This window comes from Rhizobium sp. S152, from assembly GCF_030380735.1.
In the GTDB taxonomy this organism is placed as follows: domain Bacteria; phylum Pseudomonadota; class Alphaproteobacteria; order Rhizobiales; family Rhizobiaceae; genus Rhizobium.
In genome coordinates this window covers 657238-680957 of record NZ_JAUDRZ010000008.1, presented here as the reverse complement: position 1 = coordinate 680957, position 23720 = coordinate 657238, and the positions used below count along the sequence as shown (strand labels likewise).

Sequence of the window (23720 nt, the reverse complement as noted above, 5' to 3'; positions counted from 1 at the left end):
CGGGCCACAGACCAGCTTCTCAAACCACCGCCGAACAAGCTCAAAAGCCGCAACCAGATGGAATTCCAATGGGCCGCAATTTAAACCGGACAGCAGTGGCCTTGTGCCGAGTATCTAACCACGCAGCAACATGCTCGACGTGAATGGATCGCCCGGCTTTTTATGCCGGAATTTGCGTTGGCGGCCGTCCCGAGCACCGGCACCGTTGCATCCGTGGAGACCTGCTTAGATCCTCGGCACGACGGCCGAGGATGACGTCGAGTAGGAGGCGGCGCCGGCGAACATCTTGAGCGGGAGCGGCATCGACCGTTTCCGAATGTAACAATCGCCGTGGCCAGCCTGCCTGCTACATCAACAGATAATCCACCGCCACCGGCAGCGGCGGCAGGTCCTTCTCGCCCATGGCCTCGCGGATGTTGATCTCGATGGTATCGGCGATCGCCTCGATCGGGAGTGCGTTGGGTTGCTTGCCGAAGGGTTCCTCCAGCTCGTCGCCCAGCGCGTCGAGCCCGAAGAAGGTGTAGGCGACCAGTGCGGTGCCGAAGGGCATGAACCAGCCGAGCACGTCGTCGAAGCCGAAGGGCAGCATGAGACAGAAGAGATGCGCGGTGCGGTGCAGGAGCAGCGTGTAGCCGAAGGGCACCGGCGTCCAGCGGATGCGCTCGCAGGAGGCCTGCGCCAGCGTCAGGTCGGCAAGCGTGCGGTCGAGCATCTGGTAATTGATGTCGCTCAACATGCCCCTGGCGCGGAGGTCGGCGAGCTCGCGGGCGATTTCCAGCGACAGCGCTTCGGGCGGATTGCGGCTGGCGGCGTAGCGGGCGTTGATATCTTCGGGCAGCAGGCGCAGGACCTTGTCGCGGGAAATGCCTGTCCGAAGATGCGGAACCAGCGACTGGACGAAGGCGATGACCAGCGTGAGGACGCGCTTTCGGGCGTCCTCACCCGCTTCACCCGACGTCGTCTCCAGGATCAGCGTCTGGCGGGCGAAATGGCGGGCGGAGAAGACGATCACGCCCCATTGCCGGCGCGCTTCCCACCAGCGGTCGTAGCAGGCGTTATTGCGGAAGCCTAAAAAGATCGACAGCGCGATGCCGAGCAGTGCGAAAGGCGCGCCGTTGAAGACAGGCAGTACGCCCGGCCAGAGCGTGTGACAGAGCACGACCAGCGAGGAGAGCACCGCGGTGAGGATGATCTGCGGCAGGACGCGCTTGATGATCGAGCCGCGGAGAATGAAGAAGAGTTGCAGGAGAGTTGGGCGGGGACGCACGATCATGACGCGGCACTTCACTTGGCTTTTGGTTGCGGGACGGCTGGCTTCTCCTCCCAGCCATGAAAATGGCCGCGACCGGCGCGACCATCATTCCTGACTTCTATCAACTGCTATAGCAGATCAGCTGTCGCTTTCGCTGCGACCAAACGCCCAGTTCATATAGATTTCCAGCGCCTTGCGGGTCACCGGCCCCTCCTGGAAATCGCGGCCGTCGAGGCGGCTGACGCCAACGACCTTGGAGTAGTTGCCCGAGGTGAAGATCTCGTCGGCGTTCATGAAATCGTCGACCGAGAGTGTCTCCTCGCGGACCTCGAAGCCCGCCTTGCGCAGCAGGCCGATGACGCGGGCGCGGGTGATGCCGGCGAGGAAGGTGCGGTTGGCGACCGGCGTCTTGACGATGCCGTCCTTGACGAGGAACACGTTGGAGGACGCTGTCTCGGCGACATTGCCGTTCATGTCGCGCATCAGGGCGTTGTCGAAGCCGCGGCTTCTCGCTTCCGCGATGGCGCGGCCGCTGTTCGGGTAGAGCGAGCCGGCCTTGGCATCGGTCATCGCGGTTTCCGGCGACGGGCGGCGGAACGGCGAGACGGTCAGCGAGTTCGGCTTGTTGTTGCCGAGCGGGGCTTCGAACAGGCAGAGCGCGAAGCGGGTCGACTCCGCATCGACGCTGACGACGCTGCCCGGAGAACCATGCTCGCCCCAGTACATCGGCTTGATGTAGATCGGCGTCTTGCCGTCGAACTTCCCGATCCCCTCCCAGGCGAGCGCCTCGATTTCCTCGGCGCTCTTCACCGGCTTCAGGCCCATGTTGATAGCCGAGCGGTTGACGCGCTGGCAGTGCAGATCGAGATCAGGCGCGATGCCATCGAACCAGCGGGCGCCGTCGAAGACGGTGGAGGCCAGCCACATGGCATGCGAGGTCGGCCCGATCAGCGGCGGGTTGCCGGCAAGCCACTCTCCCTCGACATAGGTCCAGGTGCTTGAACGGGGCGATGTATCGACGGCCATGAGACTCTCCTTCGGAATTGCAGAGAGACAAAAACCCGCACGGGGGCCGGGTCAAGCGGAAATATGCCGCGAAAAACGGTAAGCAAGAAACGGGATGTGGCGGTGTATTGGCGGGCAATATTCATGCGCGGATTGTCAAGTGCCGGCGATGGACACATCAGCGAAAATCATAAATGGCACGGTTGGAGCCGGCGGCAGCCGCGTGTCATCATGCCGACACTATCGATGCCATAAGGCAAGCAGGAGTATCCGCCAATGAAAGCCATGTTCTACGACGCCTTCGAAAAGGCTCCCGAGATCACCACCCTACCCGACCCGACGCCCACGGAAGACGGCGTCGTGATCGCCGTTGGTGCCACCGGGCTTTGCCGCAGCGACTGGCATGGCTGGATGGGGCATGATCCCGATATCAAGCTGCCGCACGTGCCGGGCCACGAGCTTGCCGGCAGGGTGGTCGCGACGGGCAAGGGCGTGATGCGCTACAAGGTCGGCGACCGGGTGACCGTGCCTTTCGTATCCGGCTGCGGCCGCTGCGGCGAGTGCCATTCGGGCAACCAGCAGGTTTGCCCGAACCAGTTCCAGCCGGGCTTCACCCATTGGGGCTCGTTCGCCGAATATGTCGCGATCGACTATGCCGACACCAATCTCGTGCACCTGCCCGACAGCGTCGACGACGCGACGGCCGCAAGCCTCGGCTGCCGCTTCGCCACCTCGTTTCGCGCCGTGGCCGACCAGGCCCGCACCGGCCCCGGCGAATGGATCGCCGTGCATGGATGCGGCGGCGTCGGGCTTTCGGCGATCATGATCGCTTCAGCACTCGGCGCCAATGCGATCGCCGTCGATGTCGCCGACGACAAGCTGGCCTTCGCGCGCGAGTGCGGCGCGGTGGCGACCATCAATGCGACCGAGGTTGCCGATGTCGCCGAGGCGGTCCGCGAGATCACCAAGGGCGGCGCGCATGTATCGATCGACGCGCTCGGCCATCCCGTCACCTGCTTCAACTCGATCAAGAACCTGCGCCGCCGTGGGCGGCATGTGCAGGTGGGGCTGATGCTCGGCGAACATTCGACGCCGCAGATTCCGATGGCGCAGGTGATCGGCCACGAACTCGAGATCTACGGCAGCCACGGCATGCAGGCCTGGCGCTACGATGCCATGCTGTCGATGCTCGCCGCCGGGAAGATCGCGCCGCAGAAGCTGATTTCGCGCAGGATCGGCCTTGCCGAGGCGGTCCCGGCGCTGATGACGCTCGACAAGGCGGAGACGACAGGGATCAGCGTCATCACCAGCTTCTGAGGCTCCCGAGACACAATAGAGTGATCGTTGCCGGCGGAACATCACGTGCGGCGTGCGATCTCGCCAGCGCATCGGAGCCTTGCATTTTAGCGGGTTGTCAATGTCCGGCGAAAGGTCTATCGCGCTCGCCGCTAAGAAAAAGAAAAGCGAGACATCATGTCCACCTCATTTGTGAACACGCATGCCCAGCCGGGCGCGAAGGCTCTCTTCGCGGCGGACGACCAGGTCGAGCGACGCGCCCGACTGGAAGGAACCTGGCTCAACATCTTCGACGTCACGGTGCCCGCGGGCAGCCGCACGCCGCTTCACCGGCACGCCAGCCCGGAAATCTTCCGCATCATCGAAGGCCGGCTGAAGCTGCGCCGGATGACCGATCAGGGCCTGGAAGAATTCGAGGCGACCGCCGGCGATATCGTTCGTATCGAGTCCGAGCAGGTCCACGGCTACTCCAATCCGGGTCCCGAGACCGCCGTGTTTTCGGCGATCATCGACAGCGACATGACGGAATTCTTCGAAGCGGGCGCATCCCGCGATCCCTCGAAGGGGCCGCTGAGCGGCAACACGGTCGTGACCGTCGTCGCCAACACGCAAGACACCAGCATTCTGGCCGCCTGAGCCAGCAGCAACGGCGCGGAACGATCCGCGCCGTTGCCCATACTATTTGATCGGCAAATCGATCGCCGGAACGTCACCCGGTTTCAAGACGGCCTCTCCCTCCACACGCACGCTGGAATGACCCGGATTGCCGGCCGGGCGCGGAACGCCCTTGGCCAGCACGAAGTTTACGCGATGCGCACCCGCAAGCCCCGCCGGAAAGCGAGGGATCGGCTTCCTGACCAGATAGCCGCGACTGCCGTTCGCTTCGAGCGATCCATCCATCAGCAATTGCAGTAGCCCCGCCTCCTGCGGCAGCACCTGGTAGCGCTCGGCGACCCCCTGCGAGACAACCGCTGCCGGATCGATCGAGACGAGACCGGCGGGATTGAAGCGGATGAAAGATTGGTAGGTGGCGGGATCGACGTTCCGCAACTGTCCCATGTTGAGCGGAATGGGCTTGAGCGGCGCCGGGTTGCGCGTCGGTTTCCATTCGGCAGCGGGCACGGCGTTGGACGGCAGGTTGGCTTTCGGCAGCGTGTAGCTCGCCAGGACATCATCGACAGGCTTGCCGGTGAACGCACCAAGCGTCGTCATTACGTGCTGCAGGCCGGCACCCTGTGAGGAGGCGTAAGGCAAGCAGCGTGGCTGCGAGACGATCGTGACCTTCTCCGTCTGAAGGCCCGTCGCGCCGCCGCCCTTCCGGTCGCTGGCCACGACGAGGCGGGCGACCCGCTCGGTGTGACCGGTGAGCCGCCAGATGATCGAACCGTAAGAGGAAACAACGATGTAGAGCGGGGTATCGCCGGCATCGATGGCAAGCTCGGCCGTGCCGGTCACCGCGTCCTGGCCGGAGACGGTAACGTCGGAAAGGGCCGCCGCCTCGTAGGCGCCGACGAAGAGGACGCGGTCCGTCTGTCCGGCCTTGGGGAGATTGCAGAGCGCCGCCCGGCGCTCCAGCGCGATCTTGACCTGGCGCTCGTTCATGGCTTTTTCCCTGACGGCCATCTCTTGCTCGGAAAGCACTCCATCGCCGTCGCGATCGAAATAGGCGAAGGCCGAGCGGCCGAGCGTTTCCAGTTCGTCGGCCGTCAGCGTTCCGTCCTTATTCGGATCGAGCGCGAGCAATTGCGACAGCCTGCTCGTCGTGCGGCCGGCATCGGGTAATGCTGCCCGCACGCCGGCATAGACCAGAGCTTCGTCCAGCGTGACGGTTCCGTCATGATCGCCATCCATCGCCGTCAGCGGCTCGCGCCGCGACATGGTGACGGGAGCGTCGGCGATCTCCGCCGGCGTCACCTTGCCGTCTCCATCAAGGTCGCGTTCGAAGAACGGAGTGAGAAGACCTGCGCGGCGTCGCGCCTGCTCCCTTTGCTCGGCGCGCGCGATGTCGTCGGCGGTGAGGCGCTGGTCTGGCCCGCTGCCGGCGCGAAACGGCATCAGGAGATAGGCGATATAGCTCTCGCGATAAGGCTGCATGCCGTCGAGAAAAACGCCCGCCGGTAGCGGCCCAGCATCGGCCGCCGATTGCGCGTGAGCAGCCAATGCGCCAATCAGGCCGATCACCGTTGCTGCGATAAGGGTGCGTGAACTCGCATGCATCTGCGCAATCTCCCCACGAATAATGCGCGGATACTACTCCTGCATGCGTGAGGCATCTCTTTCAGATCCCGCTAAAACTCTAGCAAAATGCCGAAAACGCGCGACCTTAAGGCGCGGTCACACAACCGTTACAGGGTAAGGTGCAGGATTTTTACGCAACCCCTCTTGAACCTGACCGGTTTTATCAGCAAAATTGCGCCATGCCAGACAGCGACCCTTCCAGTAGCAGCTCCGCCCATTCCAGCCGGGATCAATCCGCAGAGAATGATGGCGATGGCTGTAGATGGCGCTCTCGTGACCTGATCGGTCCGAGGCTTCAGGCAACCGCCGCAAGGGCGGGGTTTTCATACAAGATCGCGACATTCGAACGTCGGGCGCCTGCGTCCGGCGCAATCGGCGATTCCCGTTTTCCTGGTCGAGGCGATGTCAGACCTCACCGTTCACCTCATCGTCCCAATTCGGATGGCCGCTGACGCCTCGACCGGACAGGCAATAGAATTGCCTGAAAAACCAACACAATAGGTTCAAATTTGTATACCGAAATCGCAATTGTCGTTCTGCTTACCGTGCTCAACGGCGTGCTTGCCATGTCCGAGCTGGCCGTCGTTTCGTCCAGAGCCGCTCGCCTGAAGGTCCTTGCCGAGCGCGGCAGCCAGGGCGCGCGGCTGGCGATCCGCCTGGCCGAGGATCCCGGCAGGTTCCTGTCCACCGTGCAGATCGGCATCACGCTTGTCGGCGTTCTCTCCGGCGCGTTCTCTGGAGCGACGCTCGGCGCTCGCCTGTCAGGCTGGCTGCTCGCGCAAGGCCTGCCGCCCGCATGGGCCGATGGCCTTGGCGTGGGCTCCGTGGTCGTCGCCATCACCTATCTGTCCCTCATCGTCGGCGAACTTGTTCCCAAGCAGATGGCGCTTCGCGCCCCTGAGGCGGTCGCCGTGAAGGTCGCTCCGACGATGACGCTGCTGTCCAAGGTCGCCCTGCCCCTCGTCTGGCTGCTGGACAAGTCCGGAAAGCTCGTTCTTTCGCTTCTCGGGCAATCCGGCAAGATCGCCGAGGGCGTGACCGACGAAGAGATCAAGACAGTGCTGGCGGAAGCCCAGCATGCAGGCGTCATCGAGCGGGGCGAATCGGCCATGATTACCGGCGTCATGCGACTTGCCGACCGCGGCGCGCGTGCGCTGATGACGCCGCGTCGCGACGTCGAGCTGATCGACATCGAAGACGCTCCGGAAAAGATCAGGCGCGTCATCCAGGAAACGAACCGCTCGCGCCTGCCGGTGCGGAAAGGCAGCTCGGACGAGGTGCTGGGCGTCATTTCCGTCAAGGATTTCTACGACGCGCCGCAGCCGGTCGATTTTCAGGCGCTCGTCCGGGAGGTTCCCGTCGTCTCCGACCTGACGCCCGCGACGAACGTCATCGAAGCGTTGCGGAAGTCGTCGCAGCACATGGTGCTGGTGTTCGACGAGTACGGGCATTTCGAAGGCGTGATAACCTCCGGCGACATCTTGGAATCGATTATGGGCGTGTTCGGCGAGGCCGGGGTTCACGAGGAACAGGCGATCAAGAAGCGCGACGACGGTTCCTATCTCGTTTCGGGGTGGACGCCGATCGACGAATTCGCCGAATTCATGAATTTCCCCGTTGCCGACGACGTCGACTATCAGACGGTTGCCGGTCTCATACTCGAGGAGTTGAAGCACCTGCCCGAATTGGGCGAGCGCTTCGAGAAGAACGGCTGGGCCTTCGAAGTCATCGACATGGATGGCCGACGCGTCGATAAGGTGCTGGTGACCAAGGCATGAGGAACGACATGCAGCCGACGATTTCGGCTGCACGTCAGTGCGCAATTCAGGAGGAAGCCCGATGGCATGGTCCGCAAGCCAATATGTGAAGTTCGAGGACGAGCGCACCCGACCGGCGCGTGATCTACTCGCGCAGGTGCCGATCGACAGCGCGCGCAACGCGATCGACCTCGGCTGCGGGCCGGGCAACTCGACGGAACTCCTGATCGACCGATACGGCGACGAAAACGTCACCGGGCTCGACAGCGACCTCAACATGCTGGAGGCGGCGCGCAAGCGCCTGCCAGGCACCCGCTTCGTCGAAGCCGATCTTGCCACATGGCAGCCGGACGAGCCGGCCGATCTCTTGTTCGCCAATGCGGTGTTCCAGTGGCTGCCGAACCATCTTGATTTCTTCGACCGGCTGATGGACGGGCTGGCGAGCGGCGGCGTGCTTGCCGTGCAGATGCCCGACAACCTGACGGAGCCGACCCATCTGTTGATGGAAGAAAGCGCCCATGCCGGCCAGTGGAAATCGGCCTTCGAAGCTAAAAGCGTGCGCCGCAAGCCGCTGCCCCCACCGGCAACCTATTATTCCCGCCTGATCGGCAAGGCATCGCGCGTCGATGTCTGGCACACTGCCTACAACCACCCGATGGCGGACGCAGCGGCGATCGTCGAATGGGTCAAGGGCACCGGGCTGCGGCCCTATCTCGACCATGCCGGCGACGCGCATCGCGAGGCGTTTCTGGCGGACTATCTCGGGCGGGTGGAAAAAGCCTACCCGAAGATGTCGGACGGGCGGGTGCTCTTGCGGTTTCCGCGGATTTTCATGGTGGCGGTGAAGGGGTAGCGGCGAGCGGAAATCCTTTACATATCAAAAGGTTTCGGAGTGAACCCCAATTCTCCGACGTTGTCTTGAGACAGCCATCACGCGAGCACGTGTGCGCGCAACGAGTTGTCCATCCACGTCGAGCAGTTTGAGACGTTGGCAGATCCTCGGGACAAGCCCGAGGATGACGTCGAAGATGATATAACGATAGCTATTTCAATATCTTACGGGATGAATCGGCATGCTCGAACGTCATCCTCGGCCTCGTGCCGAGGATCTAATCACGTCTCCGGGAATACGACGGTGCGGATGCGCTCGACAGCCGTCCCGCAGATGTAGCAATACCGGCTGATCATCGACGTTGAGCGCGTTGCGAAGGCATCACTACCGTTATATCGTCTGCGAACAGATGGAGGTGCGCGTGCCGAAGGATACCATCGTCAAAGCAACAGCTGGGTCTCCATCAGCTGAATATGCCGCGTTTCTCGAAACGAAGGTCGCGATTGCCAGGCAGTCCGTGGCATCAGGCAAAGGGCGCCTTAACGATGACGTCGAGGCTTCGTTCTCAGCACTTCGCAGACAAATCGAAGACGCCAATCGTTGATGCTCGCCGTGGCTCGGCAGAGTAAACATCGCACTTCAATCCATATCAGCGTATCGCCCTGACCTCACTCCCCCGCTTGGCACCCCTTTCGCCCGCTCTATCTTCCCCCTCCCACATCAAGGAGATCATCATGGACGCAGCTCCCAGCCCGCCGGTCACGCTTGTCATCTTCGGGGCCACCGGAGACCTCACGCGGCGGCTGCTTGTTCCCGCGATCATCAACCTGACGCAGAGCGGGCTGACCGGGGACGACCTGCATATTCTGGGCATCGGGATCGAGCCCGGCGACGATGCGATGCTGGTTGCGCGGCTGGACGATTTTCTGGCGACGCTGGATGATGGCGGCGCGCATGCAGCGAGCGACGGCTGGAAGCGGCTGCGCCAGCGGATCGCCTATACCTCGGGCGACTTCACCAGGGACGAGATCTATCTCGATATCAAGGCGCGGCTTGCGCGGGCGCCTGATGGCAATGCCGCCTTCTATCTCGCGGTGCCGCCGCAATTCTTCGGCACGATCGTCGAGAAGCTGGCGCAACACGGGCTGACCAGCGAAAGCGAAGGCGTGTTCCGGCGGATCGCGATCGAAAAGCCGTTCGGCACCGATCTTTCGACAGCCAAGGCGCTGAACGCGCGGATCCTTGCCAAGGTTTCTGAAAGCCAGGTCTACCGGCTCGATCACTTCCTCGGCAAGGAGACGGTGCAGAACATCCTGACCACGCGCTTCGCCAACATGATGATCGAGGCGCTGTGGAACAACAACTATATCGACCATGTGCAGATCACCGCGGCGGAGACCGTGGATGTCGGCAGCCGCGGCAAGTTCTACGACGCGACGGGCGCGCTGCGCGACATGGTGCCGAACCACCTGTTCCAGCTGCTGGCAATGATTGCCATGGAAGCGCCGAACGGATTCGGTGCCGAGGCGATCCGCAGCGAGAAGAGCAAGGCGCTGAGCGCGCTTAGGATTTACACGCCGGAAGAAGCCGCCACGCACGGGGTGCGCGGCGCCTACACCGGCGGGGAACTGAACGGCAATCCCGTTACTGCATTTAGGGCGACCAAGGACGTTTCGGCCGACAGCAACACGGAAACATTCGTGGCGCTGAAGCTCTTTGTCGATACCTGGCGCTGGGCGGGCGTGCCGTTCTACCTGAGGACCGGCAAGGCGATGACGGCGCGCGATACGGAGATCGTCGTGACCTTCCGTCAGGTGCCCTTCGCACAGTTTCGCGAGACCGATGTGAAGCGCAACCTGCCGCCGAACAAGCTGATCATCCAGGTGCAGCCGGACGAAGGGCTGAGCATGGAAGTCTCCATCAAGTCGCCCGGGCTTTCGGTCGACACGGTGCCGGTTTCGCTCGACTTCCGTTATGCAGACAAGTTCGACATCGGCAAGATGACGGGCTACGAGTCCCTGCTATACGACCTCTTCATCGGCGACCAGACGCTGTTCCAGCGCGCCGACGGCATCGAGGCCGGGTGGGCCGCGGTGCAGCCGTTCCTGGACGTATGGGCGACGGAGAAAAAGGAGCCGGAGACTTATGCTCCGGGCAGCATGGGACCGACCTGTGCCGAGGAGCTTATCCGGAAGGACGGCCGGGAATGGCATGCGCTGGGCGTGACGCTGCACAACCACAGCCGGGCGAAGCCCTGAAATACACGCTTAACTAAAGTATAACAAAGAACACTGCCGTATAGTTTTCGCACTGCGCGGCGCAAATGACTGGTCTCAATGAATAATCCTAATCATGCAGCAAAATGGCGGTGCGTCATACAACATAGGTATGAATTGACGCGCAGGCCGGAGATGCGAAGATTTTCTCGCTGACGGCGTTGCTTTTCCAGTGCGACAAAGAAGGCGGGGCCCGTCAAACCCCGGCGGGCCCTTCTTGGGCTTTACACCAACCAATGGCTGAAAAAGCACACCACCCCGAATTATTAATGTCGGATTAACATATTTACTTGCGCTCTTCGTTGGCCTTGCTAAATCTATCCTACGGGTTTTGGGGTATTGACATGACGGATATTCAAACTTCGAAGAATCATCCAAGTTCCGATCAACGCATGGAAACGTGCCGGTCCGAGTTTGAGCCCATTCTTTACGAACTCATCAAGAACGGTGAGAAGCGTGGGTGGAAAGCGGCCGAGATCGCGATGGCCTTGGCCGACGCGGCAGATGACGTGATACTGAAGCTGGCCCGGGAAACTAAGAAGAAGCACTGACCCGGCTTATCCGCGTTCTTTTGTATCCCGCCGAGCGCAGCAGACACTTTCGACATCAGGTTTTAGCAGGTAGAAAATACGCGAGACCACCTCGCGGCGATTCTCGTTGCGAGCCGTTGTGTGGGTTTTTCGGGCGCTCCGATCGATTGTTCCGGTTAAATCCTGCGCATATTCAAAGTGTTAACCGCGCACTTGGGCGCATCGGAGATGGAATTTGCAGTGGGTCGCCGCCGCGCTTCTGGCTTGCGGATGTGTCAGTCTGGTCGAGGTCGCAGACTGGCCGGATGCCGCCGATTACGTGGCGAAGACGAGTTGCGGGCAATCAGAAAATGCGCAGAGCTGTACGGATCTGCGGGCGCGCTGGACCGATATCTACGGCGATGCCATCGCCGGAAAAGTGGAAAGCCAGAGGATCGTCGCGCGCTGCCTCTCCACCGGCTGCGACGGCGCCGTCGAGCCTAACGCGATGCGCGGCTGCGCCTGGTGGCAGGTGATCGTGAAGGCTGAAAACGCCTCGTTTGACATCAACGACCAGAGAGAAATGGCTCGCTCTTGCGGGCCGGAAAAGCTCGACGATCCGGGCCGGCAGGCGGCTGCGGATCTCGCCAAAAACTGGCTCATTCTGCTTGGCGTCACCGCCCGAAACTGAACTTCAAGTTGAAAAGCGGACGATGCCCTCGTCCGCCTTTCTTCGCGTAATTTTTGCCTCAGATGAACTGGCTGAGACCGGGCACGGATGCGACCACTTCGTCGACGACATCCTTGCCGGCATGCTGCTCGGCGATCGCGATGGTTTCCTTGGCGAGGCTGGAGATCTCGCCCATGCCGAGGCCTTCCGACATCAGCTGCTGGCCGAGCGCCATGATGCCGCCGCCGCCGAAGGCACCCATGATGCTGCCGAGAATGCCGCCGCCGCCCGTCGCACCTTCGCCGTTGTACTGGGCGACGAGATCGGACGCGCCGGGAATGGCTTCGATCATCCGGGCAACGGGGCCATCGGCCGCTTCGCGCTGCAGGAAGCCGAGCATCATGCCGACAGCCTTTTCGGCCACCTCGGCCGGAATGCCGACACGTGCGGCAACCTGATCTACGAGTTCGTTCATGGTATCCTCCTTTGTTGACGTTAACGTCAACGTTAATCGAGTTTATCAGGCAACTCAAGCGACCCGCGCCGATGGCGGACGTCAATCCCGGTTTTCCTTTTAATGCAGACAGTTGTCGGCATTGAAGTCCCTGCTTATAACAGACGAGCGATATTACAATGACCGTGCGGAAACTGCTCTCCGCATTTTGACGCAAGCGGCCAAGCGCCATTGGGAGAATGTTTGCAATGATCGAGGACGGCAAGATTTTCATCGGCGTGAGCCGCAAGCCCGACGATAGCATCAACAGCCCCGAATATCTCGATCTCAAGTTCGGCAACCGCCACGGCCTGGTCACCGGCGCCACCGGCACCGGCAAGACGGTGACGCTGCAGGTGCTGGCCGAAGGCTTCGCCAAGGCCGGCGTCCCGGTCTTCTGCGCCGATATCAAGGGAGACCTTTCAGGCATCGCGGCGCGCGGCGAGCCGAAGGACTTCATCACCAAGCGCTGCGAGCAGATCGGCTTCGACGACTTCGCTTTCGACCAGTTTCCCGTCATCTTCTGGGATCTCTTCGGCGAGAAGGGCCACCGCGTGCGCACCACTATCGCCGAGATGGGACCGTTGCTGCTCGCCCGGCTGATGGATGCGTCGGAGCCGCAGGAGGGCGTCATCAACATCGCCTTCAAGATCGCCGACAAGGCCGGCCTGCCGCTGCTCGATCTCAAGGATTTCGCTGCGCTGCTGAACTACATGGGGGAGAACGCCAGCGAGCTTTCCAGCCAGTTCGGTCTGATCTCCAAGGCATCCGTCGGCTCGATCCAGCGCGCGCTGCTGGTTCTGGAGCAGCAGGGCGCGGAGCACTTCTTCGGCGAGCCGGCGCTGAAGATCAGCGACATCATGCGCACCGACAATCGCGGCTACGGCCAGATTTCGGTGCTTGCCGCCGACAAGCTGATGATGAACCCGCGCCTTTACGCGACGTTCCTGCTCTGGCTGCTGTCCGAATTGTTCGAGGAACTGCCGGAAATCGGCGACCCCGAAAAGCCGCGCCTGGTGTTCTTCTTCGACGAGGCGCACCTGCTCTTCAACGATGCGCCGAAGGTGCTCACCGAGCGCGTGGAACAGGTGGTTCGCCTGATCCGCTCCAAGGGCGTCGGCGTCTATTTCGTCACGCAGAACCCGCTCGACGTGCCGGAAACCGTTCTGGCGCAGCTCGGCAACCGCGTCCAGCATGCGCTGCGCGCCTATTCGCCGCGCGAGCAGAAGGCGGTGAAGACGGCTGCCGATACCTTCCGCCCCAACCCGGATTTCGATTGCGCCACCGTGATCACCACGCTCGGCACCGGCGAAGCGCTGGTTTCGACGCTGGAGGACAAGGGCGCGCCGTCGATCGTCGAGCGCACGCTGGTACGGCCGCCATCCGGCCGGGTCGGACCGCTGACCGATGCCGAGCGGCAGCAGGTGATGGACAAGAGCCCGGTTCTCGGCGTCTACGACGAAGACGTGGACCGCGAGTCCGCCTTCGAGATGCTCGCCGCCCGCGCCAAGAACGCAGCCGAGGCCAATGCCGCCAAGGAAGAGCCGCAGCCGACCGAGGCGAGCACCACCGGCGGCTGGACGCTGCCTGGCTTCGGCGGCGGCGACAAGGATGATCAGCCCAGTAAGGGCCGTGGCCGCGCCGCCGGTTACCAGCGCGAAACGGTGGTGGAAGCGGCGATGAAAAGCGTCGCCCGCACGGTGGCGACGCAGGTCGGCCGCGCGCTGGTGCGCGGCATTCTCGGCAGCCTGAAACGGTAGTTTCAGGCAGATATCCTGTTGCGGCGGCGATCGTTCGCGCCGCAACAGGCGTCATGCCCTACCGCTTGCGCACGAACTCCGTTCGCAGCACAAGACCCTTGATAGCATCGTGGCGGCAGTCGATTTCCTCGGGATTGTCGGTCAGCCGGATCGAGCGGATCACGGTGCCCTGCTTCAGCGTCTGTCCGGCGCCCTTGACCTTGAGGTCCTTGATCAGCGTGACGGAATCACCGTCCGCCAGCACATTGCCGGCGGCGTCGCGCACTTCCGATGCCTTCGCCGCCTCTGCGGCAAGCTCCGATGCGGGGCGCCATTCGCCGGTTGCTTCGTCGTAAACATAATCGTCATCATCCGCGGCCATCGGCGCATCTCCTGAAAGAAATAAAGTATGAGTCCGGCGCTTATAGCAGCCGGCGGACCGCCGCAAGGCTTGAACCGGAGCGTGCGGTTGCGTCGCGGGGTGTGCGGTGTTATTTCATTGCCATTGCGCCAAAGAGAAAGGAGGGTCACGTGCAGAATTTTTACTTCCGGTTTTACCGGCAGCGTGGCCCCGTCAACGCCCTGCAGATGCGTTTGCAGGGCTGACCAGAGACCGTTTCTCGCAAATCTCTTCCTGGTCCGCCCTTCGTGGCTAAGCAGAGCCGAGCTTTGGCTCGCCTGCTTGTGACTTATCCACCGAAACGACACGCATGCCCGTGGCGCTCAAGCGCGCGGCCGCGGTCGTTCGGAAGACCAGAGCAAGATCATGACTCTTATCAATATCCGCAATCTCGGCGTCTCCCTCTCCAGACCGCTGTTTTCCAATCTCGACCTCACCATCAATGCCGGTGACCGCATCGGCCTCGTCGCCGCCAACGGGCGCGGCAAGTCCACGCTGCTGCGCGTGATCGCCGGCACCATGGAGGCGACGGATGGCGACGTGACGCGCTCGCGCGGCCTGACGATCGGCCATGTCGAGCAGGACGTGCCGGCGGCGCTCGTCAATGTGCCGTTCCATCAGGCCGTGCTGCGGGCCCTGCCGCTGGACCAGCAGGAGAACGAGAGCTGGCGGGTGGACATCGTGCTCGACGCGCTCGATGTACCCGATCTCTTGCGCGAGCGGCCGGTCGGTCAGCTCAGCGGCGGCTGGCAGCGGCTGGCGATGCTGGCGCGCGTCTGGGTTACCGAGCCCGATGTGCTGATGCTCGACGAGCCGACCAACCATCTCGATCTCGGCAAGATCGCCCGGCTTGAGGCATGGGTGAACGGCCTGCCGCGCGACACGCCCGTTGTCATCGCCAGCCACGACCGCGCCTTTCTGGATGCGACGACCAACCGGACGCTGTTCCTGCGCCCGGAACGCTCGCCTGTCTTTGCGCTCGGCTATACCAAGGCGCGGGCCGCACTCGACGAGACCGACGCGGCGGACGAGCGGCGCTACCAGCGCGACATGAAGACGGCGCAGCAGCTGCGCCAGCAGGCGGCGAAGCTCAACAATATCGGCATCAACTCCGGCAGCGACCTGCTCGTCGTCAAGACAAAGCAGCTCAAGCAGCGCGCCGACAAGCTGGAGGATGCGGCAAAGCCCGCGCATCTCGAACGCTCGGCCGGCGCCATCCGGCTCGCCAATCGCGGCACGCATGCCAAGGTGCTGGTGACACTTGACGATGCCGAGGTGACGACGCCGGACGGGCGGCTTCTGTTTCGCACCGGCAGGCAGTTTCTCTGCCAGGGCGACCGGATCGTGCTGCTCGGCGAAAACGGAGCCGGCAAGACGCGGCTCGTCTCGATGCTGCGGCGGGCGATCGAGGCTCCCGACGCTGCCGATGGCAGCATCAAGGTGACGCCTTCGGTGGTGCTCGGCTATGGCGACCAGGCGCTCGGCGATCTCAAGGACGAGGAGACGCCGATGCGGATGATCCTGCGGCGCTTCGATCTGGGTGACGCCCGCGCGCGGTCGCTGCTGGCGGGCGCCGGCATGAGCGTGGAGATGCAGGAAAAGCCGATCGGACGATTGTCCGGCGGGCAGAAGGCACGGCTCGGCATGCTGGCGCTGCGGCTCGCCAATCCGAACTTCTACCTGCTCGATGAACCGACCAACCATCTCGATATCGAGGGCCAGGAGGCGCTGGAGGCGGAGCTGATGGCGCAGCAGGCAACCTGCCTGCTGGTATCGCACGACCGCAGCTTCATCCGCGAGGTCGGCAACCGCTTCTGGGTGATCGACAGGAAACGGCTGGTGGAGGTGGAGAGCCCGGAAGCATTCTTCGCTTCCGCGTCAGGCATGGTGTGACCTCAGGGCCGCGGCATCGAGCTGCCGCGGCTTTTATTCTAGAACGAGGCGGAGGCGGCGCCGAGCAGGTTCAGCTTGCCGCCTGAGATGGCATAGAGGCTGAGTTTGCGCTCGACGGAGCCTGCCGGCGTCAGGCGGAAGACGCCGGTGACACCGTGGAAGCCGACCTTGCTGGTCAGCGTTTCAGCCGTCATCGCTTCCGGTCCCTTGGTCCTGACGACGCCGGAGGCGATGGCGACGGCGTCGTAGCCATAGGCGGCATCATCGGTGAGCGTGCGCTTGTAGTGAAGCTTGTAGCGGGCGCCGATCATGCCGGCGCCATCGGGCTCGACGCGGGCGATCAGCGTGCCGTTGACCGAAGCGTTGGACCAGGTCTGCTGCGGCCAGGCGCTGGTGCCGACGAAGCTGAGGTTCGGCTGTCCGCCCGCCTTCACCGCTCCGGCCACCGTGGTGACGATGGCGCTCTTGCCGAGGATCAGCACCGTATCGGCGCCCTGCAGCAGCGCCCTGCTCTTCTGCACGGCGTCGGAGGCCGACGCATCGGTCAGCTCGTAACGGGCGATGCCGACCCAGGTGCCGCCGGATGCGCGGATGGCGCTGGAGAGGCGGCTTTCGGACGCGGGCGAGAAGTCGGACTGGGCAAACGCGAATATCTTTTTATGGCCGCTGGCGGCGGCCGCACGGGCACCTTCGATGGCGCTGTCGACTTCATCGGAGACGAGGTTGTAGACATTGCCGGCGCCGGCTGGGACCGGCACGCCGAGATTGAGGAGCGGCGGGCGCTGGTCGGCCGGAAGCGAGGCGATTGCAGATGTGACGGCCGGCGAGGCGTAGCTGACGATGAGCGTCGAGCCCCTCGTCTTGGCAGCACTCACCGCAGCGGTGGCCGCGCCAGCGCCGCCGGAAACATCGATGACCTTGACGAAGACCTGGCTGTTGCCGAGCTCGCCGACGCCGAGCGCCATGCCGTCGCGCACGTCACGGGCAGCACCCTCATAGAGACCGCTACTGCCTTTCGCGGCCAAAAGCGTGATTTCGGCGCCGGTCTCGCCGTAGCTCTCCTCGACCTCCGTCGATGGCGGTTTGATGTCGTTCGTCTTGACGTTCGTGGCGACACCATCGACGCCGGACTGACAGGCTGCAAGTGTGCCGCAGAGGAGCAGAAGCGCCGATACCGAAAGCCCCCGGAAGCGCCCGAGCGAAACGGCGGCATTGAAAATCGGCTTTGCGGCTGCCTGAAGTAAACCATGCCCGCGCTCCCCGCGCGCGATCCGATGCACTCTCACCTGTTCCCCCGAACTCAAAATACGCCTGAAACGCAGGCTTTTCACGGGCTTCATATCTGCACAGGCGACGGCCGAAAGCAAACCCTTCCCCCAAACTTGGTTGACGGCAAAACTAAAATTTTATGCGCATTCGACCCGATAAATTCCGGAACACTTATCTACGTTTAAATACCTGATTTTTATAGGCTATTTGTAATCTTCTCTCACACACGGAGAGACGATCGACATGAAGCCCGCAAGAATAACAAGAAGACTTGCTTCCCTGACTTCGGCCCTTGTCATGGCCCTGTCCGCCTGCGGTTCTGCACAGGCCGGCGCGCTTCCCTCGGCGCAGCTCACAGGCGCCGCCTACCCGCCCATCTTCTCCGCCATCCCGGCACGGGCGCTGGCGCAGACCGGCAGCCTTGCCGGTGTCGCCGCACTGGTCGGCGCCGCCACCGATGGCATCGTGCGGGCGATGAGTTCGGTCGATCTGTCGTCCTTCGTCCAGCCGGCCTCGTGGTCGCCTGAAAGCACGGCATCGATCAGGCCCGCGACGCGTCCGGCTGTCACCGCCGCTCGCTCCGACAGCGCCGTTTTCGGCACCGTCGCCATCCCGTTCAAGAAGCTCGCGGCGCTGAAAAAACTGGCGCCGTCGCTTGCCGAAATGAACAGCGGCGCGGCGATCGGCTGCGCCAAGGGCAAATGCGAGGCAGCGACCGCGATCAAGGCGGCGTTCACGCGCAAGGCGCAGGCATCGATCCGCGACAAGCTCAATGCCGTCAATGCAACGGTCAATCACACCATTCGCTACCGCCGCGACATCGACACCTATGGCCAGGCCGACTACTGGGCAAAGCCATCCGAGACGCTGTCGCGCCAGCAGGGCGACTGCGAGGATTTCGCGATCCTGAAGATGGCGGCGCTGCATGCCGAGGGCGTCGACCTCAAGGACATGGCCGTGGTCGTGCTGTTCGACCAGAAGCGTAGGTTTTATCACGCCGTCTTGTCCGTCTCGGTCGGCGGCAGCCGCTTCATTCTCGACAACATGCGCGACGAGGTGCTGGCCGACAGCCGCCTGCCCGACTACCAGCCGCTCTACTCGATCGCCAACGGCAAGGGCTACCTGCACGGCTCGCGCGTCGGGACCAAGCAGATGGCGGCCGCCATGCCGATCGAGAAAGTCGCGCCCGGCGAAGGCGTAGCCTTCTGACGCAGCAGGACCGTTCCGGATCGCCGCGCGCGGCATCCGGGCCGGCCGGCAAAGTCTCTCCCTGATCCGCTATGCAGATCAAGCGCGGCCTGATATCAACGGCTTAGCACTTGAATGGGGGACCCGATGCCATCCGCCGAACTACTGATCAGCTTCTTCATCACCACCACTCTTTTTGCCTACATGCCCGGTCCGGCCATGCTTTACGCGGCGGCGCAGACCATGGCGCGCGGGCGACGTGCGGGATTCATGGCGGCGCTCGGTATTCATCTCGGCTGCTATGTCCATGTGGCGGCAGCGGCCGCCGGGCTCTCGATCCTGTTTCACGCCGTGCCTGTTCTCTACATGGCGGTGAAGCTGATCGGCGCGGCCTATCTCGTTTGGCTGGGTATCTCGCTGTTTCGCGGCAAGCAGGAGGGCGAGACCACCCTGCCCGGCACGGAGCCGAAATCCGGGCGGCGGGCGCTGTTCGAGAGCTTCATGATCGACGTGCTAAACCCGAAGACGGCGATCTTCTTCTTCGCCTTCCTGCCGCAGTTCATCGATGCATCGGCCGCTTTCCCGGTCTGGCTGCAGTTCGTCATCCTCGGCACGATCGTCAACGTGATCTTTTCATCCGCCGATATCGTCTGCGTGTTCCTTGCCGGTGCCGTCATTGGCAGGCTGCGGCGCTCGACTTCGGCGCAGCGGCTGGTGCGGCGGCTGGGCGGCGCGACGCTGGTCGGCCTCGGCGCGCATCTGGCGCTGCAACGCAGCTGATCAGTAGCGGGAAATATAGCCGATCAGCATCGGCTTCTCGTGGGTCGGCGCCAGCGCAAGATTGATCTGGCCCTTCATCGTCATCGATCCCACCGTGATGGTGAAGCCGGTGTTGAGCGTCTTGCCCTTGTTGCGGCCAAGCGTTTCCAGCGCTTCGTCGATCTGCGTATCGATCGAGAACCGCAGGCCCTTGGTCAATTGCTCGGCATTGCCCATCGGCAGCCGCTGGCGCAGCATCGACAGGAAAGGCTCGTTGAACAGCTGCACCTTCTTGTCGCGCGTCAAAAGGACGGTCGGCGACGGCGAGGCCTGGATGATTGCGTTGACGTTGGCGAGCGAGGAAATGTCTTCAACCGTATCCAGCCGGCGCAATGCCCATTTGAGGCTGAGCACGCGCAGCAGCGAGGCCAGATTGCCCGATTCCGGCATCTGCGAGGCCGTGTAGTGCACGAGGTCGGAGGTCGACATGCGGCCTGATGCCGACATGCGGCCGAGGCCATCCCAGTAGATGCGCTCCAGGCGAATGCCACGGCGCTCGCCACCTCTGCCCATGACGGCACGAAAGCGCGGCTCGATCTCGCCGGCATCGATCACGGGCAGTCCCTCATCGAGGAGATCGCTTTCCGGTACCGCGGTGCTGCCGGGCTTTACGATCAGCATCTATCGCTCCGTCAGCGCTTCCGAGCGCGCCTTGTTGATGGGCTTCATGAGATAGCTGAGCACGGTCTTGCTGCCCGTCATGATTTCGACGGAGGCCACCATGCCGGGAATGATGGGATAGGATTTGCCGTTGCGCTCGAGTTCCGAGCGCTCCGTCTTCACCTGCACGAGATAATAGGTTTCGCCCTTTTCCTTCTCGACGAGGCTGTCGGCCGAGATGTTCTCGACGGTGCCTTCCAGCCCGCCGAAAATCGAGAAGTCGTAGGCGCTGACCTTGACGATGGCGGGTTGGCCGCGACGGACGAAGGCGACGTCGCGCGGCGAGATCTTGGCTTCGACAAGCAGCGTGTCGGCCGTCGGCACGATGCCGGCGATGACGCGGCCTGGATCGACATAAGCGCCGATGGTGTTGACCTCGAGCGTGTTGACGATGCCATCGACCGGCGAGCGGATATCGGTGCGCTTGACGCGATCTGAGGCGCCGCGGATGGTTTCGTCAACGACGGAGAGCTCGGCCAGCGCCTGCGCCTTGTCGGTGAGCGCCTGCTGGCGCAGTTCGAGCGCGAGATCGCCGAGCTGCAGCCTGGCTTCCTGAACGGCGGCTTCGAGGCGAACGATGCTTTCCTGATAGACCTTGAGCTGGCCCTTCTGATCGGCCAGGTCGCGTTCGGTCTTCAGAACATCTGTCTGCGCGACCAGCTTCTTCTTGGCCAGCGGGCTGATGAGATCGTACTGGCGCTGGGCGCCGTCGATATTCTCGACCAGACGATCGATATTGGCGTGGGCTTCGCTGAGCTCGTTGTCGCGCTGGCGCACGCGCTCCTTGAGGACGCCGAGCTTGTTCTGGTAGCTGGCACGATCAGCCGCGAAGAGCTGCGCCTCGTTGGCGCAGACATCCTTGGCCACCGTGAGGATTTCCTGCGGGCAGACGAAGGGCGCGTCGTACTGGCCGTCTTCCTCCAGCTTCAGGCGAGCCACCTTGGCGCCGAGCGCACGGGCCTTGGCGACGGATTCGCCGAGCGTGGAGGTGGTGGTGGTGTTGTCGAGCTGGACCAGCAATTGCCCCTTGCGCACGACCTGGCCGAGCACGACCGCGATCTGCTGCACGACGCCGGGTTCCGACGACTGGATGATCTGCGTCTTGGAGACGGGAATGACCTTGCCTTCGCCGCGGGCGATTTCGTTGACATCGGCGATCGCCGCCCAGGCGAGGAAGCTCGCGATGACAAGCGCCACCAGAGCGAGGATGGCGCGGGCGAGGAATGGCGGGTTGTCGACCTGGCTGCTCATGCCTGAGGCCCCGCCGGCTTGCGCTGCATGGCCTCGATGACGGCCTGCTTTGGGCCATCGGCGATGATGCGGCCCTTGTCGACGACGATCAACCGGTCCACCAGTTCGAGCATGCTGAAACGATGGGTGGCGATCAGGAGCGTCGTGTCGCGGGTAAAGGCCTTCGACAGGCGAGCGATCAGATGCCGCTCTGTGGCAAGGTCCATGGCGCCCGAGGGTTCGTCGAGGAAGACGATCTTCGGCTTCGTCAGCAGCAGGCGGGCGATGGTGAGCGCCTGCTTCTGGCCGCTGGAGAGGTTGGTGCCGCGCTCGCCCACCGGCATGTCGAAGCCGCGCGGGTGGTTGCCGACGAACTCGTCGACGCCAGTCATGCGGGCGACCTCGAGCAATTCCTCGTCGCTGGCATCGGCGCGGCCGATCAAAAGGTTTTCCTTGACGGTGCCGGAGAAGAGATCCGACGACTGGCCGGCGACGGCGACAGCGGCGCGCACCTCGGCCATGTGATACTGGCGGATATCGACGCCATCGATCAGCACGCGGCCGCCGGACGGCTGGAACAATCCGTCGAGCAGGCGGCCGAGCGTGGTCTTGCCCGAGCCGATGCGGCCGATGATGCCGACGCGCTCGCCGGGCTTCACGCTGAAGGACAGCTTGTTGATGACAGGGTAATCGGAGCCGGGATACTGGAAGGAGACATCCTGGAAGCTGAAGGAGCCGCGAGCGATCTCGCGGTTGACGAAGCCGACCGTCGAGGGGCGATCGTCAGGCTGCTCCATGATCTTGTCGAGGATGCGCAGCGACATGGTGGCCTGGCGGAAGCGGGCGAGCGTCATGGCGATCTGGCCGAGCGGCGCGCCGGCGCGGCTTGCCAGCATCACGGTGGCGACGATCGCGCCCATGGCGATGCGGCCTTCCGAGAACTCGTAGGTGCCGGCGATGACGATGAGGACGCTGACCATCTGCTGCACGAACATCGTCATGTTGATGGCGTTGGTCGAGACATGCTTGATATCCTCGCTGGTGCGGCTCGAATATTTGGTGAGCTCGTGCCAGCGGCGCAGCATGGTGGCTTCGGCGCGCAGGCTCTTCAGCGTCTCGATCGTGGAAATGGTCTCGACCAGCAGCGACTGACGGCGCGAGGCCTCGTTGGCGGCGGTGGCCATGCGCTTGCCGATGGCGGCCTGCGCATAGAGGCCGATGACGACGGAGAGCAGGAAGGCGACAGCCGGGATGACCACAAGCCAGCCGGCGATCAGGTAGATCACGATCAGGAAGACGAAGACGAACAGGCTGTCGATGACGACGCCGATGGTGTTCGAGGTGAAGAATTCGCGCACGAATTCATACTGCGTGACGCGGTTGGCATATTCGCCCGTCGACATCGGCCGAGAGGCAAGCGTCGAGTTCAGCACCTTGTCGAAGATCATCTGCGACAGGCGCAGATCCGCCTTGCGGCCGGCATAATCGATCAGCGACGAGCGCGCGGTCTTCAGCAGGAAATCGAAGAGATAGGCAAGCGTGATGCCGGCGGCCAGAACCCACAGCGTCGGGATCGCCTTGTTGGGCAGCACCCGGTCGTAGACATTCATCGTGAACAGCGGCGAGCCGAGCGCGATCAGGTTGATGAAGAGCGCGGCGACCATGACGCGGACATAGGTGCGCCAGTAGGGCCGAAGGGTCGTCGCCAGCCAGTGGCGCTTCTCGATCTCCACCGCATTGCCGACCAGCGCCTCTTCCGAGGCGTTCTGGTAGAACAGCGTGAAGGCGAAGGCCGTTTGCGGCCTCAGCGCCATCAGTTCGGCGCGGGTCAACCGCAGCGGGCTGCCGGCGATCGGAATGATATCGATAACGTAGGAGCCGTCCTCGGCCACTTCGAGCAGCGGCAGGACGCCGCCGTCGGCGAAGGAGACGATTGCCGGGCAATCGAAATTGCCCAGCCGACATTCGCGCTCGCCGTGCCGGATGACCTGCAGGCCGATGCGCTCGGCGATACGCTCGACGTCATCCGTCTCCAGCGATTCCGTCACCTCGTCCGGCAGGCCGGAGAAGAGGACGGTGTCGGAACTCGGCCGACCGTAGAACGCGGCCACGGATTTGAACGCGGCCTTGAATGTCTGAAGCGGCGTGCCGCTCGAAGTCTCTAGCGCTACGTTCAACATGGTCCGTGGCCGTT

Annotated in this window: 21 protein-coding genes; 12 read left to right on the top strand and 9 right to left on the bottom strand. The window is 63.2% G+C overall.

From position 1 onward, the window contains the following. Positions 1-346: 346 nt before the first annotated feature. Positions 347-1273: a bestrophin family protein gene (locus tag QTL95_RS12880; RefSeq protein ID WP_289720343.1), complete on the bottom strand. Its 927-nt coding sequence runs from the start codon at positions 1271-1273 to the stop codon at positions 347-349. Between the two features lie 117 nt (positions 1274-1390). Next, entirely contained in the window at positions 1391-2278 is an 888-nt protein-coding gene (locus tag QTL95_RS12875) for a branched-chain amino acid aminotransferase (RefSeq protein ID WP_289720342.1), read from the bottom strand. A gap of 255 nt (positions 2279-2533) precedes the next feature. On the opposite strand from QTL95_RS12875, the gene QTL95_RS12870 reads away from it, so the two are divergent. Together QTL95_RS12870 and QTL95_RS12865 are read left to right on the top strand one after the other, a co-directional pair. Then, positions 2534-3574 (top strand): zinc-dependent alcohol dehydrogenase family protein, encoded by a 1041-nt coding sequence (locus QTL95_RS12870; RefSeq protein ID WP_289720341.1) that lies wholly within the window; start codon positions 2534-2536, stop codon positions 3572-3574. 156 nt (positions 3575-3730) lie between these two features. Further along, entirely contained in the window at positions 3731-4189 is a 459-nt protein-coding gene (locus QTL95_RS12865) for a cupin domain-containing protein (RefSeq protein ID WP_289720340.1), read from the top strand. A 42-nt stretch (positions 4190-4231) separates the two neighbouring features. On the opposite strand, the gene QTL95_RS12860 is transcribed toward QTL95_RS12865, so the two are convergent. Continuing rightward, positions 4232-5770, bottom strand: a complete 1539-nt coding sequence (locus QTL95_RS12860) for a hypothetical protein (protein WP_289720339.1) — start codon at positions 5768-5770, stop codon at positions 4232-4234. 530 nt (positions 5771-6300) lie between these two features. Between QTL95_RS12860 and QTL95_RS12855 the strand changes: the two genes are divergently transcribed. From QTL95_RS12855 to QTL95_RS12830, 6 genes are all read left to right on the top strand, one after another. Beyond that, positions 6301-7569 (top strand): hemolysin family protein, encoded by a 1269-nt coding sequence (locus QTL95_RS12855; RefSeq protein WP_289720338.1) that lies wholly within the window; start codon positions 6301-6303, stop codon positions 7567-7569. A gap of 61 nt (positions 7570-7630) precedes the next feature. Then, entirely contained in the window at positions 7631-8401 is a 771-nt protein-coding gene (gene tam, locus QTL95_RS12850; protein ID WP_289720337.1) for a trans-aconitate 2-methyltransferase, read from the top strand. 400 nt (positions 8402-8801) lie between these two features. After that, the gene (locus QTL95_RS12845; RefSeq protein WP_289720336.1) at positions 8802-8984 is read left to right on the top strand and encodes a hypothetical protein; all 183 of its coding nucleotides are present in this window, start codon (positions 8802-8804) and stop codon (positions 8982-8984) included. A gap of 130 nt (positions 8985-9114) precedes the next feature. Next, on the top strand, positions 9115-10638 hold the full coding sequence (zwf, locus tag QTL95_RS12840; protein WP_289720335.1) for a glucose-6-phosphate dehydrogenase: 1524 nt from the start codon (positions 9115-9117) through the stop codon (positions 10636-10638). Between the two features lie 362 nt (positions 10639-11000). After that, the gene (locus QTL95_RS12835; protein WP_037181234.1) at positions 11001-11207 is read left to right on the top strand and encodes a hypothetical protein; all 207 of its coding nucleotides are present in this window, start codon (positions 11001-11003) and stop codon (positions 11205-11207) included. 214 nt (positions 11208-11421) lie between these two features. Further along, entirely contained in the window at positions 11422-11856 is a 435-nt protein-coding gene (locus tag QTL95_RS12830) for a hypothetical protein (RefSeq protein ID WP_289720334.1), read from the top strand. A gap of 58 nt (positions 11857-11914) precedes the next feature. On the opposite strand, the gene QTL95_RS12825 is transcribed toward QTL95_RS12830, so the two are convergent. Continuing rightward, positions 11915-12310, bottom strand: a complete 396-nt coding sequence (locus QTL95_RS12825) for a hypothetical protein (RefSeq protein ID WP_289720333.1) — start codon at positions 12308-12310, stop codon at positions 11915-11917. 227 nt (positions 12311-12537) lie between these two features. Between QTL95_RS12825 and QTL95_RS12820 the strand changes: the two genes are divergently transcribed. Beyond that, a complete protein-coding gene (locus QTL95_RS12820) occupies positions 12538-14088 on the top strand; it encodes a helicase HerA-like C-terminal domain-containing protein (RefSeq protein WP_289720332.1) in 1551 nt (516 codons plus the stop codon). 58 nt (positions 14089-14146) lie between these two features. Here QTL95_RS12820 and QTL95_RS12815 read toward each other — a convergent pair whose 3' ends face one another. Beyond that, a complete protein-coding gene (locus tag QTL95_RS12815) occupies positions 14147-14449 on the bottom strand; it encodes an alkylphosphonate utilization protein (RefSeq protein WP_037180649.1) in 303 nt (100 codons plus the stop codon). Between the two features lie 384 nt (positions 14450-14833). Here QTL95_RS12815 and QTL95_RS12810 point away from each other — a divergent pair, with 384 nt between their 5' ends. Next, the gene (locus QTL95_RS12810) at positions 14834-16360 is read left to right on the top strand and encodes an ABC-F family ATP-binding cassette domain-containing protein (protein ID WP_289720331.1); all 1527 of its coding nucleotides are present in this window, start codon (positions 14834-14836) and stop codon (positions 16358-16360) included. A gap of 38 nt (positions 16361-16398) precedes the next feature. Here QTL95_RS12810 and QTL95_RS12805 read toward each other — a convergent pair whose 3' ends face one another. Beyond that, positions 16399-17646, bottom strand: a complete 1248-nt coding sequence (locus QTL95_RS12805; protein ID WP_289720330.1) for an ABC transporter substrate-binding protein — start codon at positions 17644-17646, stop codon at positions 16399-16401. Between the two features lie 226 nt (positions 17647-17872). Between QTL95_RS12805 and QTL95_RS12800 the strand changes: the two genes are divergently transcribed. Together QTL95_RS12800 and QTL95_RS12795 are read left to right on the top strand one after the other, a co-directional pair. Beyond that, complete coding sequence (locus QTL95_RS12800) at positions 17873-18838, top strand: transglutaminase-like cysteine peptidase (protein ID WP_289720329.1); 966 nt, start codon at positions 17873-17875, stop codon at positions 18836-18838. Between the two features lie 126 nt (positions 18839-18964). Continuing rightward, positions 18965-19597, top strand: coding sequence for a LysE family translocator (locus QTL95_RS12795; protein WP_289720328.1), 633 nt, complete (start codon positions 18965-18967; stop codon positions 19595-19597). On the opposite strand, the gene QTL95_RS12790 is transcribed toward QTL95_RS12795, so the two are convergent. Genes QTL95_RS12790 through QTL95_RS12780 form a run of 3 tightly spaced genes read right to left on the bottom strand, consistent with a single transcriptional unit; the run spans position 19598 to position 23706 of the window. Next, entirely contained in the window at positions 19598-20257 is a 660-nt protein-coding gene (locus tag QTL95_RS12790; protein WP_289720327.1) for a ribbon-helix-helix domain-containing protein, read from the bottom strand. It lies immediately after the preceding gene. After that, on the bottom strand, positions 20258-21547 hold the full coding sequence (locus QTL95_RS12785; protein WP_289720326.1) for an HlyD family type I secretion periplasmic adaptor subunit: 1290 nt from the start codon (positions 21545-21547) through the stop codon (positions 20258-20260). Further along, complete coding sequence (locus QTL95_RS12780) at positions 21544-23706, bottom strand: type I secretion system permease/ATPase (RefSeq protein WP_289720325.1); 2163 nt, start codon at positions 23704-23706, stop codon at positions 21544-21546. The genes QTL95_RS12785 and QTL95_RS12780 overlap by 4 nt, the downstream gene beginning before the upstream one ends. Between the last annotated feature and the right edge of the window lie 14 nt (positions 23707-23720).